General features: G+C 63.8%; 11 protein-coding genes. 2 read left to right on the plus strand and 9 right to left on the minus strand.

Going from position 1 to position 18,562, the window contains the following annotated elements; translation table 11 throughout:
* Positions 1–77 precede the first annotated feature (77 nt).
* The 4 genes from APH35_RS03445 to pgm all read right to left on the minus strand — a co-directional run bounded on the left by APH35_RS03445 (position 78) and on the right by pgm (position 5,716).
* Positions 78–2,480, minus strand: coding sequence for a TonB-dependent receptor (locus APH35_RS03445; protein ID WP_060514213.1), 2,403 nt, complete (start codon positions 2,478–2,480; stop codon positions 78–80).
* 66 nt (positions 2,481–2,546) lie between these two features.
* Entirely contained in the window at positions 2,547–3,491 is a 945-nt protein-coding gene (locus APH35_RS03450; RefSeq protein WP_060494243.1) for a FecR domain-containing protein, read from the minus strand.
* Positions 3,488–4,000, minus strand: coding sequence for a sigma-70 family RNA polymerase sigma factor (locus APH35_RS03455; RefSeq protein WP_012271984.1), 513 nt, complete (start codon positions 3,998–4,000; stop codon positions 3,488–3,490). The genes APH35_RS03450 and APH35_RS03455 overlap by 4 nt, the downstream gene beginning before the upstream one ends.
* A 78-nt stretch (positions 4,001–4,078) precedes the next feature.
* Entirely contained in the window at positions 4,079–5,716 is a 1,638-nt protein-coding gene (pgm, locus tag APH35_RS03460) for a phosphoglucomutase (alpha-D-glucose-1,6-bisphosphate-dependent) (RefSeq protein ID WP_060494242.1), read from the minus strand.
* 168 nt (positions 5,717–5,884) lie between these two features.
* Here pgm and APH35_RS03465 point away from each other — a divergent pair, with 168 nt between their 5' ends.
* Together APH35_RS03465 and APH35_RS03470 are read left to right on the plus strand one after the other, a co-directional pair.
* Positions 5,885–6,532 (plus strand): DUF1345 domain-containing protein, encoded by a 648-nt coding sequence (locus APH35_RS03465; RefSeq protein WP_012271982.1) that lies wholly within the window; start codon positions 5,885–5,887, stop codon positions 6,530–6,532.
* Positions 6,533–6,802: 270 nt separating this feature from the next.
* The gene (locus tag APH35_RS03470) at positions 6,803–7,063 is read left to right on the plus strand and encodes a DUF1652 domain-containing protein (protein WP_012271981.1); all 261 of its coding nucleotides are present in this window, start codon (positions 6,803–6,805) and stop codon (positions 7,061–7,063) included.
* Here APH35_RS03470 and APH35_RS03475 read toward each other — a convergent pair.
* From APH35_RS03475 to APH35_RS03495, 5 genes are all read right to left on the minus strand, one after another.
* Positions 7,060–9,147: a putative bifunctional diguanylate cyclase/phosphodiesterase gene (locus APH35_RS03475; protein WP_012271980.1), complete on the minus strand. Its 2,088-nt coding sequence runs from the start codon at positions 9,145–9,147 to the stop codon at positions 7,060–7,062. The genes APH35_RS03470 and APH35_RS03475 overlap by 4 nt on opposite strands.
* 266 nt (positions 9,148–9,413) lie before the next feature.
* Positions 9,414–10,904: an efflux transporter outer membrane subunit gene (locus APH35_RS03480; RefSeq protein WP_012271979.1), complete on the minus strand. Its 1,491-nt coding sequence runs from the start codon at positions 10,902–10,904 to the stop codon at positions 9,414–9,416.
* Positions 10,901–14,008, minus strand: coding sequence for an efflux RND transporter permease subunit (locus tag APH35_RS03485; RefSeq protein ID WP_012271978.1), 3,108 nt, complete (start codon positions 14,006–14,008; stop codon positions 10,901–10,903). Before APH35_RS03485 ends, APH35_RS03480 begins: the two co-directional genes overlap by 4 nt.
* Positions 14,005–17,103 carry an MdtB/MuxB family multidrug efflux RND transporter permease subunit gene (locus APH35_RS03490; protein WP_060514214.1) on the minus strand — a complete coding sequence of 1,033 codons (3,099 nt, stop codon included), beginning with the start codon at positions 17,101–17,103 and terminating at the stop codon, positions 14,005–14,007. Before APH35_RS03490 ends, APH35_RS03485 begins: the two co-directional genes overlap by 4 nt.
* Positions 17,100–18,410, minus strand: a complete 1,311-nt coding sequence (locus tag APH35_RS03495; RefSeq protein ID WP_060514215.1) for an MdtA/MuxA family multidrug efflux RND transporter periplasmic adaptor subunit — start codon at positions 18,408–18,410, stop codon at positions 17,100–17,102. The genes APH35_RS03490 and APH35_RS03495 overlap by 4 nt, the downstream gene beginning before the upstream one ends.
* Positions 18,411–18,562: the final 152 nt, after the last annotated feature.

Below are 18,562 nucleotides of genomic sequence, written 5' to 3' on the forward strand. Positions count from 1 at the left end.
GGCCATTCACCGCTCTCACTCCAGATTCTAATCCCTCCTCAAAACACAAGGCCGCTCCCACATGGACCGTACAGGGCTTAAAAACCTACTGTGGCCGACAGCAAGTAGGTGCGCGGTGTGGAAAGGGTCAAGCCGGGCTCACTGTCATCCGAAGCCCCCGCCGAGCTCCAGTAACGGTCATCCAGCACATTCTCGACACTGGCACGCAAGGTCACCTCGGCAGCATCCACCTTGAAGGCATAGCGCGCCCCCAGGTCATAACGCTCCCAGCCGTCGATCTGCTTGCTGTTGTTCTGGTCCAGGTACTGCGAACTGGAATGAATGCCCCGCGCCGTCAGGGTTAGGCCGTTCACGCCCGGCACATCCCACTCGGCACCGAGATTGACGTTGTATTCGGGCGTCGCTGGCGCGCGGTTGCCATCGAAGGCGCCACCCACGGTATCGGTAAGCTCGCTGTCGATGTACATCACCCCACCCAGTACGCGCACCCCCTGTACAGGCTCACCAAACACACTCAGCTCGATCCCACAGTTGTCGCGCTTGCCGTTGGGGCCGAACACCCGCGAGGTGGCGTTGGTTTCGTAGGCCGGCTGGCGAATGCGGAAGGCGCTGGCTGTGAACGCCACCTGGCCAAAATCGTACTTGGCTCCTACCTCAACCTGGCGGCTGGTGAACGGCGGGAAAATCTGGTCCTCGTTGATCGAGGTCGATGGCGCGATCTTGCCTTGGCTCAGGCCCTCCATGTAGTTGGCGTACAACGACAGCTGGTCGGTCACCTTGAGCAACACGCCACCCGACGGTGAGACCTTTTCTTCGTCATAGGCCGTGTCGCCTTTGATGCCGTCGCTCCAGTCATCCACCTGCACCCGCTGCCAGCGCGCCCCCAGGGTCAGCAGCAGACGGTCGGCGAAAAAGCCCAGCGTGTCGGCCAGGGCCACGCCGGAGAAGCGGTTCTCCGTGTAAACCTGCGGGTCGATGCGGGTTGGCGTACCCGGTGTCGGGGTAGCAACCGGGTTGTAGAGGTTGCTCGGCGCCGAGGCATAACGCGCACCGCCGTTGGTGAAGTCCATGTAGAAATAGCTGGCGGCCAGGTTCAGCTCATGGCTGACCGGCCCGGTATGAAACCAGCTGCGCAGGCCGGCCATGGCGGTGCGCACCGATTCGTCGCGAGTGAAATCGCGCGGCTGAACGGTGAAATCGCCGGCATCGTTGGTAATAGACACGTTGTGGCGCAGGAAGTCATGGTTACTCTTGCGCGCGCCGACTGCCCCATAGGCCAGCAGCGATTCGCTGATATCGTACTCGGCGTTCAGCGCACCGAAGGTGTCGTTGGTGCGCGCCTTGCTCCAGGCCTGAGCGTAGTTGTGGCGTACGTCATTGGCATCCGGCACCTTGGCATTCGCACCCACCAGCACACGCTCCTGCGGCGCGTCGGTATCACGCTCGGTATGCCCGAGGTCCGCTGAAAGCCGCAGCCGCTCGCCGCGAAAATCCAGGCCCAGCACGGCCATTTCGCGATCGACGCGCTGGTGGTCCCATTCGGTGTCACCGGCCTGCTTCACCCCATTGAAACGCACGCCGAACTGCTGCCCTTCACCAAAGCGTCGACCAACGTCCACGGCGCCACCTGCCTGCCCAGCCGACGCATAGCTGCCGGTGAACGCGGTGATCGGCTTGTCGCCGGCCCGCTTGGGCTGCACATTGATCCCGCCGCCCACGCTGCCACGGGGCGAAATGCCGTTGATCAACTGGCTGGGGCCTTTGATGATGTCGACCCGGTCGGCCATTTCCATGTCGATCGAGTAGGTCGGCAAGATACCGTATAGGCCGTTGTACGCCACATCACTGTTGAACAGGCTGAAGCCGCGAATGGTGAACTGCTCGAAACGCCCACCCGCCGGGTTGGTCGCGCGCACCGAGGGATCACTGGCAATCAACTCACCCAAGGTACGTGCCTGCTGGTTCTTCACCAGCTCGCTGGTGTAGCTGGTGATGCTGAATGGGGTTTCCATGAAATCACGCGAACCCAGCAGGCCTTGAGCGCCCTGGCGCGCCACCTGGCCACCGGCGTATGGCTGCGTTTCGCTACCTGCAGCCAAGCCGCCGACGATGCTGGTCGGGGCGATTTCCAGTGCGCCGCTGGACTGTGTTGGTACCAGGGTGAAGGCGCCCTCACCCACCGGCATCAACTGCAAACCGCTGTCGCGCAGCAGCTGCAAGAAGCCCTCTTCGACACTGTAGTTACCGGACAGGCCGCTGCTGTGCCGGCCCTGGACCAGTGCCGGGTCCAGCGATAGGCTGACACCGGCCTGGTCGGCGAAGTGGGTCAACGCGGTGCCCAGGCTGGCGGGTGCTACCTGGTAGGTACGCCGGGCAGGCTCATCGGCCCACGCCGGTGCACACAACAACAGGCTCATCGCAAACAACGGATGTGCTGCGCGCGCCAGTGGGCGCGGGCGGCAAGACTTTACTGCAGGCATCGAACAAGGCTCCCCTTTATTTTCTCATACCGGTAATGACCGGCGAGTGAAAAAAAGGGGACAGCCTCATGCACGATTTTCTTGTGCGGCCAGGCTCACCCAATAACGCGTGCGGGTATGCACCTGCAACGGCAGGCTGGCGGCCAGCAAGGCCAGCACCCGGTCGGTATCGTCAAGGCGGAATGTGCCGGTAACACGCAGGCCCTCAAGCGCAGGTGCCCAACGCAACACGCCGGGGCGATACCTGCGCAGCTCGTGCAGCAACTCGCCCAATGGGCGATCATCCAACCGCAGCACGCCTTCGCGCCAGCCCAGTGGCCAAGCGTCGAACCCGTTGACAGGGCCGACACCCGCGGCCTGCAAACTGGCCTGTTGCCCGGCCCGCAACATCACTGCTGGGCCACGCAACGGCTGCAGACTGGCCATCCCATTGACCACCGACACCCGACAGGCCTCATCGACCAGACGCAAGCACACATCGCCTTCACTGAGCAGCACCTGGCCGTAAGGCACCTGCAGGCTCAGGAAAAGGTTACCGGGGACTTTGACTGCCACTTCGCCGCGCAGCAGTGCCACACGGCGTGCATCCAGGTCGATATTGACCGCACTGTCGGTGTTCAACTGCACGAAAGTTCCGTCGCTCAGCAGTACCTGACGGCGCTCGCCTACCGAGGTGCGCAGGTCAGCGGTCCAGGCATCAAGTGGCAGCTCGCGGCTCACCAGCCAGGCCGTCGGCAGCAGCGCCGCCACGCCCAGGGCCTGTTTGAGCAGCGCCCTGCGGCCGGCATCCGGGCGGTCCAGGGTGGCCATCGCCAACGCCCCGGGCAACCCGGAAAACCGCGCACGCAGCAATGCTGCCTTTTGCCAGGCGTCTTCGTGCAGGCTGTTGCTGGCGCGCCATTGCGCCAAGTGGCGCAAGTCAGTCTCACTGGCATCGCCGGAATCCAGCAGCGCCAGCCAACGGGCCGCTGCACGCAGCGCTTCGCGCGTTTGGGGAGGATTGTGGCTCATTGCAAGTCGGCCAGCAGGCAATGTTCATAGGCCTGCGCCATGTAGCGCTTGACGGAGCGTTCGCAAATACCCAGGCGCTGGCCAATTTCGGCGTAACCCAGGCCTTCCAGCTGGCTCCAGAGAAAGGCCTTGCGCACCGGCGCCTTCAGGCCGTCGAGCAACTCATCCAGTGCTTGCAGGGTTTCCAGCAACACCCAACGCTGTTCTGGCGAAGGCACATGCTGCTCGGGCAGGTTGGCCAGGGCATCAAGGTAGGCTTGCTCCAGGCTGCGCCGCTGGTGGAAGTTGCTCAGCAGGCGCTTGCCCACGGTCAGCAGATAAGCGCGCGGTTCGCGAATGTCTGCCAGTGGCTGGGCACTGGCCAATACCCTCAGAAAGGTATCTTGGCTGAGGTCGGCAGCATCCCAGGCATTGCCCAGACGCCGACGTAACCAGGTTTCAAGCCAGCCGCGGTGCTCCCGGTACAGGGCAGGCAGGCTTGGCTCGGTTGGCGGCGCGGCGTCTATCATCGGGAAGGCCCTGCGGCGGTGTAAATAAGATTAATTCTAATTTACATCACACCACAGAACCAAGCGGTTTGTTACCGGTCAGGCAATTGCCGCATCCACCAGCACTTGTGCTTCCTGCACCAGGCGCTGCAGGTGCGCCTCGTCGATGAAGCTTTCGGCGTAGATCTTGTAGATGTCTTCGGTACCCGACGGGCGCGCGGCGAACCAGCCATTGGCGGTCATCACCTTCAGCCCGCCAATGGCCTGACCATTGCCTGGCGCGTGGCTGAGGATCTGCACGATCGGCTCACCGGCCAGCTCGGTCGATTTCACCTGCTCCGGCGCCAGCTTGCTCAGCAGCGCCTTCTGCCGGGCGTCAGCCTTGGCCTCGACACGGGTGGCGAACGGCTTGCCCAGTGCTTCGGTCAGGTCGGCGTAGGCCTGGCTTGGGTTGCGCCCGGTGCGGGCGGTCATTTCGGCGGCGAGCAAGGCCGGGATCAACCCGTCCTTGTCGGTGGCCCACACCGAGCCATCGCGGCGCAGGAACGAAGCCCCTGCACTTTCTTCACCACCAAAACCGAGCGAACCGTCGAACAGGCCCTGGGCGAAGTACTTGAAGCCCACCGGTACTTCGTACAGCTCGCGACCCAGGCGCTCGGTTACACGGTCGATCAGGCCGCTGGAGACCACGGTCTTGCCCACGGCGGCGTCGCTGCGCCATTGCGGGCGGTGGCGATACAGGTAGTCGATGGCCACGGCCAGGTAGTTGTTCGGTTGCAGCAGGCCATCGGCGGTGACGATGCCGTGGCGGTCGTGGTCCGGGTCGCAGGCGAACGCTACGTCGAAGCGCTCACGAAGGCCGATCAGGCCCTGCATGGCGTATGGCGACGAAGGGTCCATGCGGATCTGGCCGTCCCAGTCGACGGTCATGAAACGGAAGGTCGGGTCGACCTCGGTGTTCACCACTTCCAGGTCCAGCTGGTAGTACTCGGCAATGGCCGACCAGTAGCGCACCCCTGCCCCGCCCAGCGGGTCGACGCCCAGGCGCAGCTTGGCTCTACGGATGACGTCGAAGTCGATGACGTTTTCCAGGTCGGCCACATAGTTGCTCACGTAGTCGTGGCGCTGGGTGGTCGGGGCCTGCAGCGCCTGGCCATGGTCCATGCGCTTGACGCCCGCCAGGTTCGCCGCCAGCAGTTCGTTGGCCTTGGCCTCGACCCACTTGGTCACATCACTGTCGGCCGGGCCGCCATTGGGCGGGTTGTATTTGAAGCCACCGCTTTGCGGCGGGTTGTGCGACGGGGTGATGACGATGCCGTCGGCCAGCCCCTGCTGGCGGCCACGGTTGTAGCAAAGGATGGCGTGGGACACGGCCGGCGTGGGCGTGTACTCGTCATCCTTCGATAGCATCACCTGCACGCCGTTGGCTGCGAGCACTTCCAGGGCGCTGGCGGTGGCCGGTGCCGACAGGGCGTGGGTGTCGGCGCCGATGAACAGCGGGCCGTCGATGCCCTTTTCCTGGCGGTACAGGCAGATGGCCTGGGTGATGGCCAGGACGTGGTATTCGTTGAAACTCAATTCAAGCGAAGTGCCCCGGTGCCCCGAGGTGCCGAAGGCCACGCGCTGGGCCGCCACGGCGGCGTCGGGGCGGCCGGTGTAGTAGGCGGTGAGCAGTCGGGGAATATCGACCAGCACGCTGGCCGGAGCCGGCTTGCCTGCCAAAGGACTGAGCGTCATGCAAAAACCTCGAGTTCAACAGATGTTGGTGTTGGAGCGTGCAGTGTACTGAGAGTTGCAAGGGTGTGCGATGGGCGGCAGCAAAGAACAGGCGGTTCAGCCTGTGCTGCAGCTTTGTGCTGGTGTCTTGGTCTAGAGTACAAGCCATACCCTTGTAAAAGAGGCCCCATGGCTTTCCACCGCCTGACCCGCACACACCCTCGCCTGAGCCTCGCCGCAGCAGTTGGCCTTGTTGGCGCCTGGTTGATCCCAGCTGGCGATACCGTGCAGCACATCCTCGCCGGCTGGAACCTAGGCGTATGGCTGTACCTGCTGCTGGTGCTGTACCTGAGCTGGAACGCAGGCCCCGATAAAGTCCGCAAGGTCGCCCGTGTCGAAGACGAAAACGCGGGCATAGTCCTGCTGACCGTGTGCATCGCCGCCATCGCCAGCCTTGCCGCGGTCACCCTGCAACTGGTTTCCAGCCGCGGCCTGCAAGGCACACCGCTGGCCCTGCACTACCTTTACACCGGCCTGACCGTAGCCGGTTCCTGGCTGCTGATCGGCTGCATCTTCAGCCTGCACTACGCGCGGCTGTTCTACACCGGGCAAAACCACGAACCGCCTCTGCGCTTCGCTGATGGCGAACGCAACCCGGATTACTGGGACTTTCATTACTTCTCGTTCACCATCAGCGTCGCGGTGCAAACGTCTGACGTGGGCGTCGCAGGGCGAGGATTACGCCGGGTGGTGCTGGCGCATTCATTGGTGGGGTTCGTGTTCAATACGGCCATTTTGGGGTTCACCATCAATATCGCCGCCGGGCTGCTGGGTTGAACCGCTCGTCTGAAACCTGGATGCTGAACGGTGGCGAAATCAATGCAACTCAACGGGAAAACCGGCCGCCACACTGCCAGGAAAACGTTTGCCACGCAGTCACCGAACAATCCTAACCCACGACAAGGATGTGATCGCTGTCATGCATTAGCGCATTTGTCGTATTTGCAGCCGAGAATCGCCCGTGACAGGTACTATGTTTACCTTCCCGGCGGCTGCATCGAAGTGGCCACCCGCTCACCACGTCCAGGCATGGACAAGGAGGCTGGCATGAACAAGATGACGTTCCCCAACGCCTGCCAGGTGATGCGCTGGCATTTCCACCCGCTGGGCTTCGAGGCCAGCATGGATGCGCCACGCAGCATGGTCGCGCGGTTGTTTGACCGCGCCAGCGGTGAAACCCTGCTGGCGATTGCCGGCATCCCTTGTGCAGCGATCATGGCCGCCGCCGATGTAGAACGCATCATCGAGGCCGTCGAGGCGGAGATGGATGCCTTCATACCCGCGGTTACCTTGCGCGCTGCGGTCTAGCCCGCAGCGTTACTTTCCTCGCCCATCGCCCGCAACTTGCCCATGAACTGCTCGGCCGGCACCGGCTGGCCCAGCAGGTAACCCTGCAGCGAATCGCAACCCAAGCGGGTCAGGAAGTCCTGCTGCATGTCGGTCTCCACCCCCTCGGCAACGATACGCAGGCCCAACGCCTGGCCCAGTGCGACAATGGCCGAAACGATCGCGGCATCGTCACTGTCCTGCTCCAGGTCGCGCACGAAGCCGCGGTCGATCTTCAGCTCGTTGGCTGGCAGGCGCTTGAGGTACATCAGGCTGGAATAGCCGGTGCCAAAGTCATCGATGGACAGGTCCACACCCATGTCGGACAGGCGCTGCAACACGGTCAGGCTGGCGTCGGCGTCGTGCATGGCGGTGGTTTCGGTGATTTCCAGGGTCAGGCAGTTGGCGGGCAGGCCATTCTGCTCCAGGGCGCGTGCCACGCTCTCTACCAGCCCGGCGTGGCAGAACTGGATGGCCGACAGGTTCACCGCCATGCGCCAGCCGTTGTGGCCCTGGTCCAGCCACTGGCGCATCTGCCGGCAGGCCTCTATCAACACCCACTCACCAATAGGAATGATCAGGCCGGTCTTTTCCGCCAGGCCGATGAAACGGTCGGGCAGCAGCAGGCCATGCTGCGGGTGCTCCCAGCGCAACAACGCCTCGGCGCCGATCGGCTGGCAGGCTTGGGCGTCGAACTTGGGCTGGTAATGCAGGCGGAACTGGCGCTGTTCCAGTGCCTGGCGCAAGTCCTGCAGCAACTGCAGTTGCTGGCGGGCGTTGCTGTTCATCGACACATCGAAGAAGCTGTAGCCGTTCTTGCCGGCGCTCTTGGCGTGGTACATGGCCGCGTCGGCATTGCGCAGCAACTCATGCTGGTCCTGGCCGTTGCCTGGGTACAGGACGATGCCCAGGCTGGCCGACAGTTGCAGGTCGTGCTCGGCCACGCGAAATGGCCGTGACACCAGGTTGACCTGCTTGACCGCCACGTCCATGGCATCATTCGGCTCCTGCAGTTCCACCAACAGCACGAACTCGTCACCGCCAATTCGCGCCAGGGTGTCCTGGCTGTGCAGGTGGCCACGCAGGCGCGCCGCCACGGCCTTGAGCAGCAGGTCGCCGATGTGATGGCCAAAGGCATCGTTGACCGGTTTGAAGCCGTCCAGGTCGATGAACATCAGGGCAAAACAACCGCCCTGCTCCGCTACCTTGGCGATGGCCTGCTCGATACGGTCGGCCAGCAAGGTACGGTTGGGCAGATCGGTGAGGGTGTCGTGCAGGGCCAGTTGGGTGAGTTCTTGGTTGGCCAAGGTCAGCGAACGGGCCAGCTCGGCCGTACGCGCTTCGAGGCGTGCGTCCAACACCGAGGTCAACAAAGCCACAGCCAGTACCGCCAGGGTGGTGATCAGTACCAGGTAGACCAGGCCCTCACCCTGCAGCCCGCCGCCCAGCGCACCACAGAAGCTGCCCTCGGGGAAATTCGCCGCCGCCATGCCGGTGTAATGCATGCCGACGATGGCAAAGCCCATGACCACCGCCGCCAGGCCTCGAATCTGCCGCACATAGGGGGTGTGCCTGCGCAGGCGGAAGGCGATCCACAACGCCGCCGCCGAGGCGCCCACGGCAATCAGCAACGAGGCGCCGAACAACGTCGGGTCGTAATCGATACCCGGCAGCATGCGCAGCGCGGCCATACCGGTGTAATGCATGCAGGCGATGCCAGCGCCCATGATCAACGCGCCAAGCCCCAGTTGCAGCGCCGGCAGGCTCGGCTGGCTGACCAACCACAAGGCAAAGCCCGAGGACAGCACGGCAATCAACAGCGAGAACGCGGTCAGGGCAAGGTCGTAACCCAGGTCGATGGGCAAGCTGAAGGCTAGCATCCCAATGAAGTGCATCGACCACACGCCGATGCCCATGGCCAGCGCACCGCCGCCCATCCACAGGTAGGCAGCTCGGCCCTTGGCCGTGGCGATACGGCCGGTCAGATCGAGGGCGGTATAGGACGCCAGGATCGCCACGCACAGCGAAATCAACACCAGCGAAGAGGAGTAGCTACCGGTCAACATTGGGGAATTCCAGCGACGGGACAGGGTGCCCGGCAAAAGCTGACGATTGTACTCAAGCTTAAGCGAAACGCACGGGGTTTTTGCGAATGGGAATGGATCCAATACCTGGATGATACAACTATGCGCTGTACCTTGTGGAAGCGGCCTTGTGTCGCGAAAGGGCTGCGAAGCAGCCCCAGCAATATTAATGGTTACGCGAATAATCTGGGGCCGCTTTGCGGCCCTTTCGCGACACAAGGCCGCGCCCACAAACGCGTGCGATTGCTTCAGTCCTGCTCGGCAAAGGCTTGCTCGGCATCCCAGCCGCCCCCCAGCGCGGCCACCAGTTGCACGCTGGCCACCAGGCGCCCTTGCAGCAGGTTCAACACACTGCGCTCGTTGCTCAGCGCCGTGGTCTGCACGTTGACCACATCCAGGTAGCCGATCAGCCCGGCGCGGTACTGGTTCTCGGTCAGGCGCAGCGACTCGCGGGCGGCATCCAGCGCTTCCTGGCGCACCACGGCTTCATCGCCATACACCTTCAACTGCACCAGCAGGTTTTCCACTTCCTTGAAGCCGTCCAGCACCGTCTGGCGATACTGCGCAACGGTCTGGTCATACACTGCCACCGTGCGGTCGACCTCGGCGCTGCGTTTGCCAGCGTCGAACAGAGTCAGCGCCAACTGCGGGCCTACCGACCAATAGCGGTTGGGCAGCTCGATCCAGTTGCTGAAGCTGCTGCTGGAATAACCGCCACTCATGCTCAGGCTGAGGTCCGGGAAGTACGCTGCCCGCGACACGCCAATGTTGGCGTTGGCCGCCATCACATTACGTTCGGCCGCCGCGATATCCGGGCGCCGCTCCAACAGTTGCGAAGGCAGTGAAACCGGTATTTGCGGCAGTGCCGGAATCGCCTTGCTGTCGGCCAGGGCAAAGTCGGCGGGGGCCTTGCCCAGCAGCACGGCAATGGCGTTCTCGAACTGCGCGCGCTGCCAGATCAGGTCGATCAGGTCGGCCTGGGTGCTTTTGAGCTGGGTGCGGGCCTGGGCCACGGCATCAGGGCCAGCGACACCGGCACGGTACTGGTTCTCGTTCATGCGCAGCGAGCGCTCGTAGGCCGCCACGGTGGCTTCCAGCAAGCGTTTCTGCTCGTCTATAACGCGCAATTGCAGGTAATTCTGCACCAGCTCCGATTGCTGGCTCAGGCGGATCGAAGCGAGGTCGGCGAAGCTGGCTTCGGCACTGGCCTCGTTGGCATTCATGGTTTCCCGCAGCTTGCCCCACAGGTCGATTTCCCAGCTCACGCCCAACTGCGCGTTGTAGGTGTTGCGAATGCCACTGCTGTTGTTGGAAAGGCTCGAACTGGAGCTGCCGGTACCCTGCGCCGAGCGGTTTTTGCTGGCGCTCAGGTCCAGGCTGGGGAACAGCGCCGCACGGCTGCTGCGCACCAGCGCCTGGGCCTGACGGTACTGGGCTTCTGATTGCGCCACGGTCTGGTTGCTGCGGTTAAGCTCCTCGACCAGCGCATTGAGCCCGGCATCGCCGTAGATTTCCCACCAGGCGCCGCGGGCGATGGCATCGGACGGCGAGGCCTGGGTCCAGCCTTCGGCGTGCTTGAACTGCGCCGCCGAGCTGTTCAGCTCGGGGCGGTGGTAGTCCGGGCTCAGTGTGCAGGCACTGAGCAAGGCCACGCACAGCCCGGCGCCGAGCAGGCGCGAGCCACGCCCACGGGTCAGCGCTTGCAGGGCGCGGTGAAGTGGGGTCTGGGCAAAAGTCATAGCGGGGTTTCCAGGGCGGCGTCGGTGCGCACGCCGCGCCAACGGTTGAAACGGTGGCGCAGGCGGTCCAGGTACAGGTAGACAACCGGCGTTGTATAAAGGGTGAGGATCTGGCTGAACACCAGGCCGCCGATGATGGTCAGGCCCAGCGGCTGGCGCATTTCTGCGCCTTCGGCGTGGCTCAACAGCAACGGCAAGGCGCCGAGGATGGCTGCCAGGGTGGTCATCAGGATCGGCCGCAGGCGCAGCAGGCAGGCCCGGCGGATCGACTCTTCCGGCGACAGGCCCTGGTGGCGCTCCAGTTGCAAAGCCAGGTCGATCATCAGAATGGCGTTCTTCTTCACCACGCCAATCAGCAGGAACAGCCCCAGCAGCGAGATCAGGCTGAACTCGCCGCCGGTGACGTACAACGCCAGCAAGGCCCCGACGCCGGCCGAAGGCAGTGTCGAGAGAATGGTCAGCGGGTGGATGTAGCTCTCATAAAGAATGCCCAGCACCAGGTACACCAGCAGCAGTGCGCCAAGGATCATGAAGGGCTGCCCCTGTTGGGTCTTGGCAAAGGCATCGGCAGTGCCGCCGAGCTTGGCAATCACCTCCTCGGGCAAGCCCAGCTTGGCCACCGCGCGCTCCAGCGCCGCCATGGCCTGGTCGGGGCTGTAGCCCTCGGCGACGTCGAAGGCGATGTCTTCCGAGGCGAACTGGCCTTCGTGGCTGACCCGGTCGTTGGCCAGGCTGTTTTCGTAACGGGCGATGGTCGACAACGGCACGCGAGCACCGTCGGCGGTAATCACCTGTACTTGTTCGAGGGTGCTTGGGTCCCAGGCGTATTTCGGGTTGATCTCCAGCACCACCTGGTACTGGTTGAGGCTGTCGTAGATAGTGGAGATCTGCCGCTGGCTGTAAGCGTTGTTCAGTACCGTGGTGACCATGTCCATGTCGATGCCCAGGCGCTTGGCCTGGTCACGGTCGACCACCAGCGTCACCTGTTGGGTACCGGCACCATCGCGGGCGTCGATGGCGGTCAGCTCCGGTAGCGCACGCAGCGCCGCGACCACCTTGGGGAACCACTGGCGCAATGCCGCCAGGTCACCGCTTTGCAGGGTATACAGGTACTGCGACGAGGTTTGGTCACGCCCCCCGCCCCCCAGTTGCAAGTCCTGGTCGGCCATCAGGAACAGACGCCCTCCGGGCACTTTGGGCATTTCCTTGCGCAGGCGCTCGATCACCTTCTGCGCATCGATCTTGCGCTCGCTGATCGGTTTCAGGCGCACCAGCACCATGGCGTTGTTGGTGCCGCTGTTGCCACCGATGAACCCGGCAACGCTCTGCACGGCCGGGTCGGCAAGCAAGGCGCGACGGTAGATTTCCATCTTCGGCTGCATCACGCTGAACGACAGACCATCGTCGCCGCGGATAAAGCCCATCAGTTGGCCGGTGTCCTGCTGCGGCATCAGCGTCTTGGGCACCACCACGTACAGGGCGATGTTGATGCCAATGGTGGCCAGCAGGCTGAGCAGGGTCAGGCGCTTGTGGCGAATGGCCCAGCCCAGGCTGCGGTCATAGGCATTGACCATGCGTTGATGCAGCTTGTCGCTCCACCGCTGCAGGCGGGTCTGCTCGGCCTGGTGCGGCTTGAGCCAACGAGCGCAAAGCATCGGTGTGAGGGTCAACGACACCACCAGCGAGACGATGATCGCCGCCGCCAGGGTAATGGAAAACTCCTGGAACAGGTTGCGCACAATGCCCCCCATGAACAGGATGGAGACAAACACCGCCACCAGCGACACGTTCATCGACAGCAAGGTGAAGCCCACTTCCTTGGCGCCCAGGAAGGCCGCCTTCATCGGCGGCTGGCCGTCCTCGATGTGCCTGGAAATGTTCTCCAGCACCACGATGGCGTCGTCCACCACCAGCCCGGTGGCGAGGATCAGCGCCATCAGCGACAGGTTGTTGAGCGAAAAGCCGCACAGGTACATGACCGCGAACGTGCCCACCAGCGATACCGGCACCGCCAGGCTGGGGATCAGCGAGGCACGCAGGCTGCCGAGGAACAAGTAGACCACCAGGATCACCAGCACCACGGCGATCAGCAAGGTGTGCTCGGCCTCTTTCAGCGTGGCCTTGATTACCGGCGAGCGATCCATGGCCACGTTCAGTTGCACGCTGGCGGGCAGCAACGACTGCAAGGCCGGCAACTGCGCCTTGATCTGGTCGACCGTTTCGATGATGTTGGCGCCGGTCTGACGGTTGACCACCAGCAGCACCGCTGCCTGGTCATTGAAGAAGCCACTGTTGTAGCGGTTCTCGACGCCGTCGGTGATGGTCGCTACGTCGGACAGCCGCAGGATGGTGCCGTTCTGCTGTCGGATCACCACCGGCTCGTAGTCCTTGGCGCTTTCCAGCTGGTCGTTGGCGCGCACCTGCCAGTTGCGTTCGGCGTCCTCGACAAAGCCCATGGGCCGGCGCTGGTTGGCGTTGGACACCGCCGTGCGCACCTCGTCCAGCGACAGGTTGTACTGGTTGAGCAATTGCGGCTCGACGGCAATGCGCACGGCCGGCAACGAACTGCCACCGATCTGCACCTCCCCTACCCCCGACACCTGGGCCAGGCTCTGCGACAGGATGGTGTCGGCCAGGTCGTACAGCTGGCCCTTCTGCAGCACATCCGAGGTCAGCGACAGCACCATGATCGGCGCTTGTGACGGGTTGATCTTCTTGTAGGTGGGCATGCTGCGCATGCCGCTGGGCAGCAGGTTGCGGGTGGCGTTGATCGCTGCCTGCACCTCACGTGCCGCGCCGTCGATGTCGCGGCCCATCTCGAAGCCGATCACCACACGCGTGGAGCCTTGGTTGGAGCTGCTGGTGAGCGTGGTGACGCCAGCGATACTCCCCAGCTTGCGCTCCAGCGGCGTGGCCACGGTGGAGGCCATGACCTCGGGGCTGGCGCCGGACAGGTTGGCCGACACCACGATTACCGGGAAGTCCATTTGCGGCAGCGGCGCCACCGGCAGCAAGCCAAAGCTGACCCCACCCAGCAGCATGATCGCCAGGCTCAACAGCATGGTCGCCACCGGGCGACGGATGAACGGACCAGACAGGTTCATGCCTCGGCCTGCTTCACGTCAGTGGCCGGGCGCCAGCGGCGGGCCAGGCGGTCGAAGTACAGGTAGATGACCGGGGTGGTGAACAGCGTCAGCACCTGGCTGACCAGCAGCCCACCGACCATCACCAGGCCCAGCGGCTGGCGCAGTTCGGCACCGGAACCGGTGGCGAGCATCAGCGGCACCGCACCGAACAGCGCGGCCAGGGTGGTCATCAGGATCGGCCGGAAGCGCAGCAGCGCCGCCTGGTAGATGGCATCGCGCGGGCTCATGCCCTGGTGGCGCTCGGCCTCCAGGGCGAAGTCGATCATCATGATCGCGTTCTTCTTGACGATGCCGATCAGCAGGATGATACCGATGATGGCAATCATGCCCAGGTCGTTGCCGCTGATGAGCAAGGCCAGCAAGGCCCCCACCGCTGCCGATGGCAAGGTCGAGAGGATGGTCACCGGGTGGATGTAGCTCTCGTACAGCACGCCCAGCACGATGTACATGGTCACCACCGCTGCCAGAATCAGCAGCAAGGTACTCGACAGCGATGCCTGGAAAGCCTCGGCCGCGCCCTGGAAGCGGGTTTGCACGCCCAGCGGCATGCCGATGTCCTTCTGCACCTGCTCGATCACCTGCACCGCCTCGCCCAGCGATGCACCGTGGCCCAGGTTGAACGACAGGGTCACCGCCGGGAACTGGCCGATGTGGGAAATGGCCAGCTGCGCCTGACGCTGCTCGATGCGCGCCAGCGCCGACAGGCGCACCTGGCCGCCATCGGTGGCCTTGACGTGGATTGACTCCAGCGCCTGCGGGCCAATCACGGCGGCATCCTGCGACTGCAGCACCACGCGGTACTGGCTGGCCTGGGTGTAGATGGTGGAGATCTGCCGCTGGCCGAAGGCGTCGTACAGGGCGTTGGTGATTTGTGACACGGTAATGCCCAGGCGGCTGGCCATGTCACGGTCGATCACCAGGTACACCTGCAGGCCCTTGTCCTGCAGATCGCTGGCCACGTCGGCCAGTTCCGGGCGCTGCTGCAGCGCCTGCACCAGCTTGCCGCTCCACTGCGCCAGCAGGTCGGCGTCCGGCGACGACAGACTGAACTGGTACTGGGTACGGCTGACCCGGTCCTCGATGCTCAGGTCCTGTACCGGCTGCATGAACAGACGGATGCCCACCAGCCGGTCGACTTGCGGCTGCAGGCGGCTGATCACTTGGCTGGCGGTGACATCGCGCTCGCCGTGGGGCTTGAGGTTGATCAGCAGGCGGCCGCTGTTGAGCGTGGCGTTGTCGCCGTCGACACCGATGTAGGACGACAGGCTTTGCACCGCAGGGTCTTGCAGGATCACCTTGCTCAGCGCCTGCTGGCGCTCGCTCATGGCGGCGAACGAGGTGGACTGCGGCGCTTCGGAGATACCCTGGATCACCCCGGTGTCCTGCACCGGGAAGAAGCCTTTGGGCACCACCATGTACAAGAATACCGTCAGCGCCAGGCTGGCCACTGCCACCAGCAGGGTCAGCGGTTGGTGCTTCAGCACCCACTGCAGGGCACTGCCGTAGTGCTTGATCAGCCAGTCGATCCAGGCACCGCTGGCGCGGTAGAAACGGCTTTGTTCCTCTTCCTTGGGCTCACGCTTGAGCAGGCGCGCGCACATCATCGGCGTCAGGGTCAGCGACACCACCAGGGAAATCAGGATGGCCACCGCCAGGGTGATGGCGAACTCGCGGAACAAGCGGCCGACCACGTCAGCCATGAACAGCAGCGGGATCAGTACGGCGATCAGCGAGAAGGTCAGCGAAATCAGGGTGAAGCCGATCTGCCGGGCGCCCTTGAGCGCCGCCTGCATGGGGGTCTCGCCCTCTTCGATGTGCCGGGAGATGTTCTCCAGCATGACGATGGCATCATCGACCACGAAGCCTGTGGCAATGGTCAGGGCCATCAGCGTCAGGTTGTTGACCGAGAAACCGGCCAGGTACATCACCCCGAAGGTGCCAATCAGCGACAGTGGCACGGCAATCGATGGAATGAGGGTGGCGCTGAAGCGGCGCAGGAAGACGAAGGTGACCATCACCACCAGCACGATGGCGATCAGCAGTTCGTGTTGCACGTCCTTGACCGCGGCGCGGATGGTCTGGGTGCGGTCGGTCAGCACCGAGACATCGAGGCCAGCCGGCAGGTTGTCGGTGATCGACGGCAGCAGGTCCTTGATGCGGTCGACCACTTCGATCACGTTGGCGCCCGGCTGACGCTGGATGTTCAGCAGCACCGCGTGGTTTTCGTTGGCCCAGGCGGCCAGGCGTTCGTTTTCGGCGCCGTCGACGATTTCGGCTACGTCTTTCAGGCGCAGCGGAGCGCCATTGTTGTAGGCCAGAATCAGGTTGGCGTATTCCTCGGGGGAACGCAGTTGGTCGTTGGCATCGAGCATCGACACCCGTGTCGGGCCGTCGAAGTTGCCTTTGGGCTGGTTGACGTTGGAAGCGCCGATCAGGGTACGCACGTCGTCCAGGTTCAGGCCGTTGGCCGCCAGAGCGTCGACGTTGACCTTGATCCGCACCGCCTGGCGCTGGCCGCCGGCAATGCTGACCATGCCCACGCCGCTGATCTGCGCGAGCTTTTGCGCCACGCGGGTATCGACCAGGTCGTTGAGCTTGGGCAGCGGCATGGTCTTGCTGGAGATGGCCAAGGTCAGCACCGGGGTGTCGGCCGGGTTGACCTTGTTGTACACCGGCGGTGCCGGCAAGTCGCTGGGCAGCAGGTTGCTGGCGGCGTTGATCGCGGCCTGCACCTGTTGCTCGGCAACGTCCATGTTCATGTCGAGGTTGAAGCGCAGGGTCAGCACCGACGCGCCACCGGAGCTGGTCGAGGCCATCTGCTCCAGGCCCGGCATCTGGCCGAACTGGCGCTCCAGTGGCGCGGTGACGGCGCTGGTCATGACCTGCGGGCTGGCGCCAGGGTACAGGGTCATCACGCGGATGGTCGGGTAGTCCACCTGCGGCAATGCGGACACCGGCAGCAGCTTGTAGGCGATCAGGCCGGCCAGGACAATGGCCAGCATGCTCAGCGTGGTGGCGACCGGCCGCAGGATGAACAGACGCGAGAGGTTCATGCGCCCGCCTTGCCTGCTGCGTTACCGGGCTGTGCTTCACCTGTGTGCGCCGAGCCCTTGGCTTCCTGGCCTTGCAGGTGCTGGCCGGGCGTGGTCGGCACCTGCGAGCTGTCTTCTACCACTTCCACCTTGGTGCCTTCGCGCAGGCGGTCGGTGCCTTCAAGCACCAGGCGGTCGCCCGCCTTGAGGCCTTCGAGAATGACGCTGTTCTCGCCGTCGCTGGCGCCAACCTTGAGCTTGCGCACGTTCACGGTGCTTTCGGCGTTGACCACATAGGCAAAGGTGCCGTCGTTGCCAAACTGGATGGCCGCAGCCGGGGCCATGACCACCTGCTTGAGTGTGTCGGCCAGCAGGCGCACGTTGACGAACTGGTTGGGGAACAGGGCCAGGTCCTTGTTCTCGAAGCGGCCCTTGAACTTCAGGGTGCCGGTGGTGGTGTCGATCTGGTTGTCGATGCTGCCCAGCACACCTGTGGACTGCAGCTTGCTGTCACTGCGGTCCCAGGCCTCGACCGGCAGGCTCGCGCCACTGCGGTAGCGCTCCAGCACGGTGCCCAGCTCGGTTTCCGGCAGGGTGAAGGCGACGCTGATCGGCTCGGTCTGGGTGATCACCACCAGTGCGGTGGCGTCGTTGGCCGCCACCAGGTTGCCCAGGTCGAGTTGGCGCAGGCCTACACGGCCGTTGATTGGCGAACGAATTTGAGTGAAGTCGAGGTTCAGGCGAGCATCGTTGACCTGTGCCTGATTGGTCTTGACCAGCCCCTGAAACTGCGCCACTTGTGCTTCGGCGGTGTCGAGGGTTTGCTTGGCGATACTGTCTTCGGCGTACAGGCCTTTATAGCGGGCCAGGTCGACCTGGGCGTTCTTCAACTGTGCCTGGTTCTGCGCCAGGGTGCCTTCGGCCTGCTGCAGGGCGATGCGGTACGAGCGCGGGTCGATTTCGGCGAGCAAGTCGCCGGCCTTGACCTGCTGGCCTTCCTTGAAGTGGATTTTCACCAGTTCGCCTGCCACCCGGCTGCGGACGTTCACTGTGTTGGTCGCAGTGACGGTGCCCAGGGCCTTGTAGTACAGCGGAAAATCACCCACCCGTACCGGTTCGACGCGCACCGGCACCGGGTCGCTGGAGCCGCCGAAGCCTGGCCGGCCACCCATCATGCCCATGCCCTTGCCGCCGCGCCCGCCGCCGCTGGCTTCTTTGTGCGCGGGCGTTGCTGCAGGCCAAAGCCACCAGGCCAGTGCAGCCACCAGCAGCAGGATCAGCAGGCCGACGAGCCAGCGACGAGGGGAACGGGAATTGGACGCTTGCATGGGTTGAACGAACCTTGTTCGGAATGACGACTTCGGGAGGGTGAACGATAAGCACTGCCATCGTTTTAGCAAAGGGCCTTTACCAGAGGTTTACCTTTGCCTGACGTTGCCAAGACGCGGAATTTTAAATGAAAACGGCCCGGAACGCGTTC

The sequence above is a fragment of the Pseudomonas sp. NBRC 111132 genome (assembly GCF_001320565.1).
Classification (GTDB): domain Bacteria; phylum Pseudomonadota; class Gammaproteobacteria; order Pseudomonadales; family Pseudomonadaceae; genus Aquipseudomonas; species Aquipseudomonas putida_P.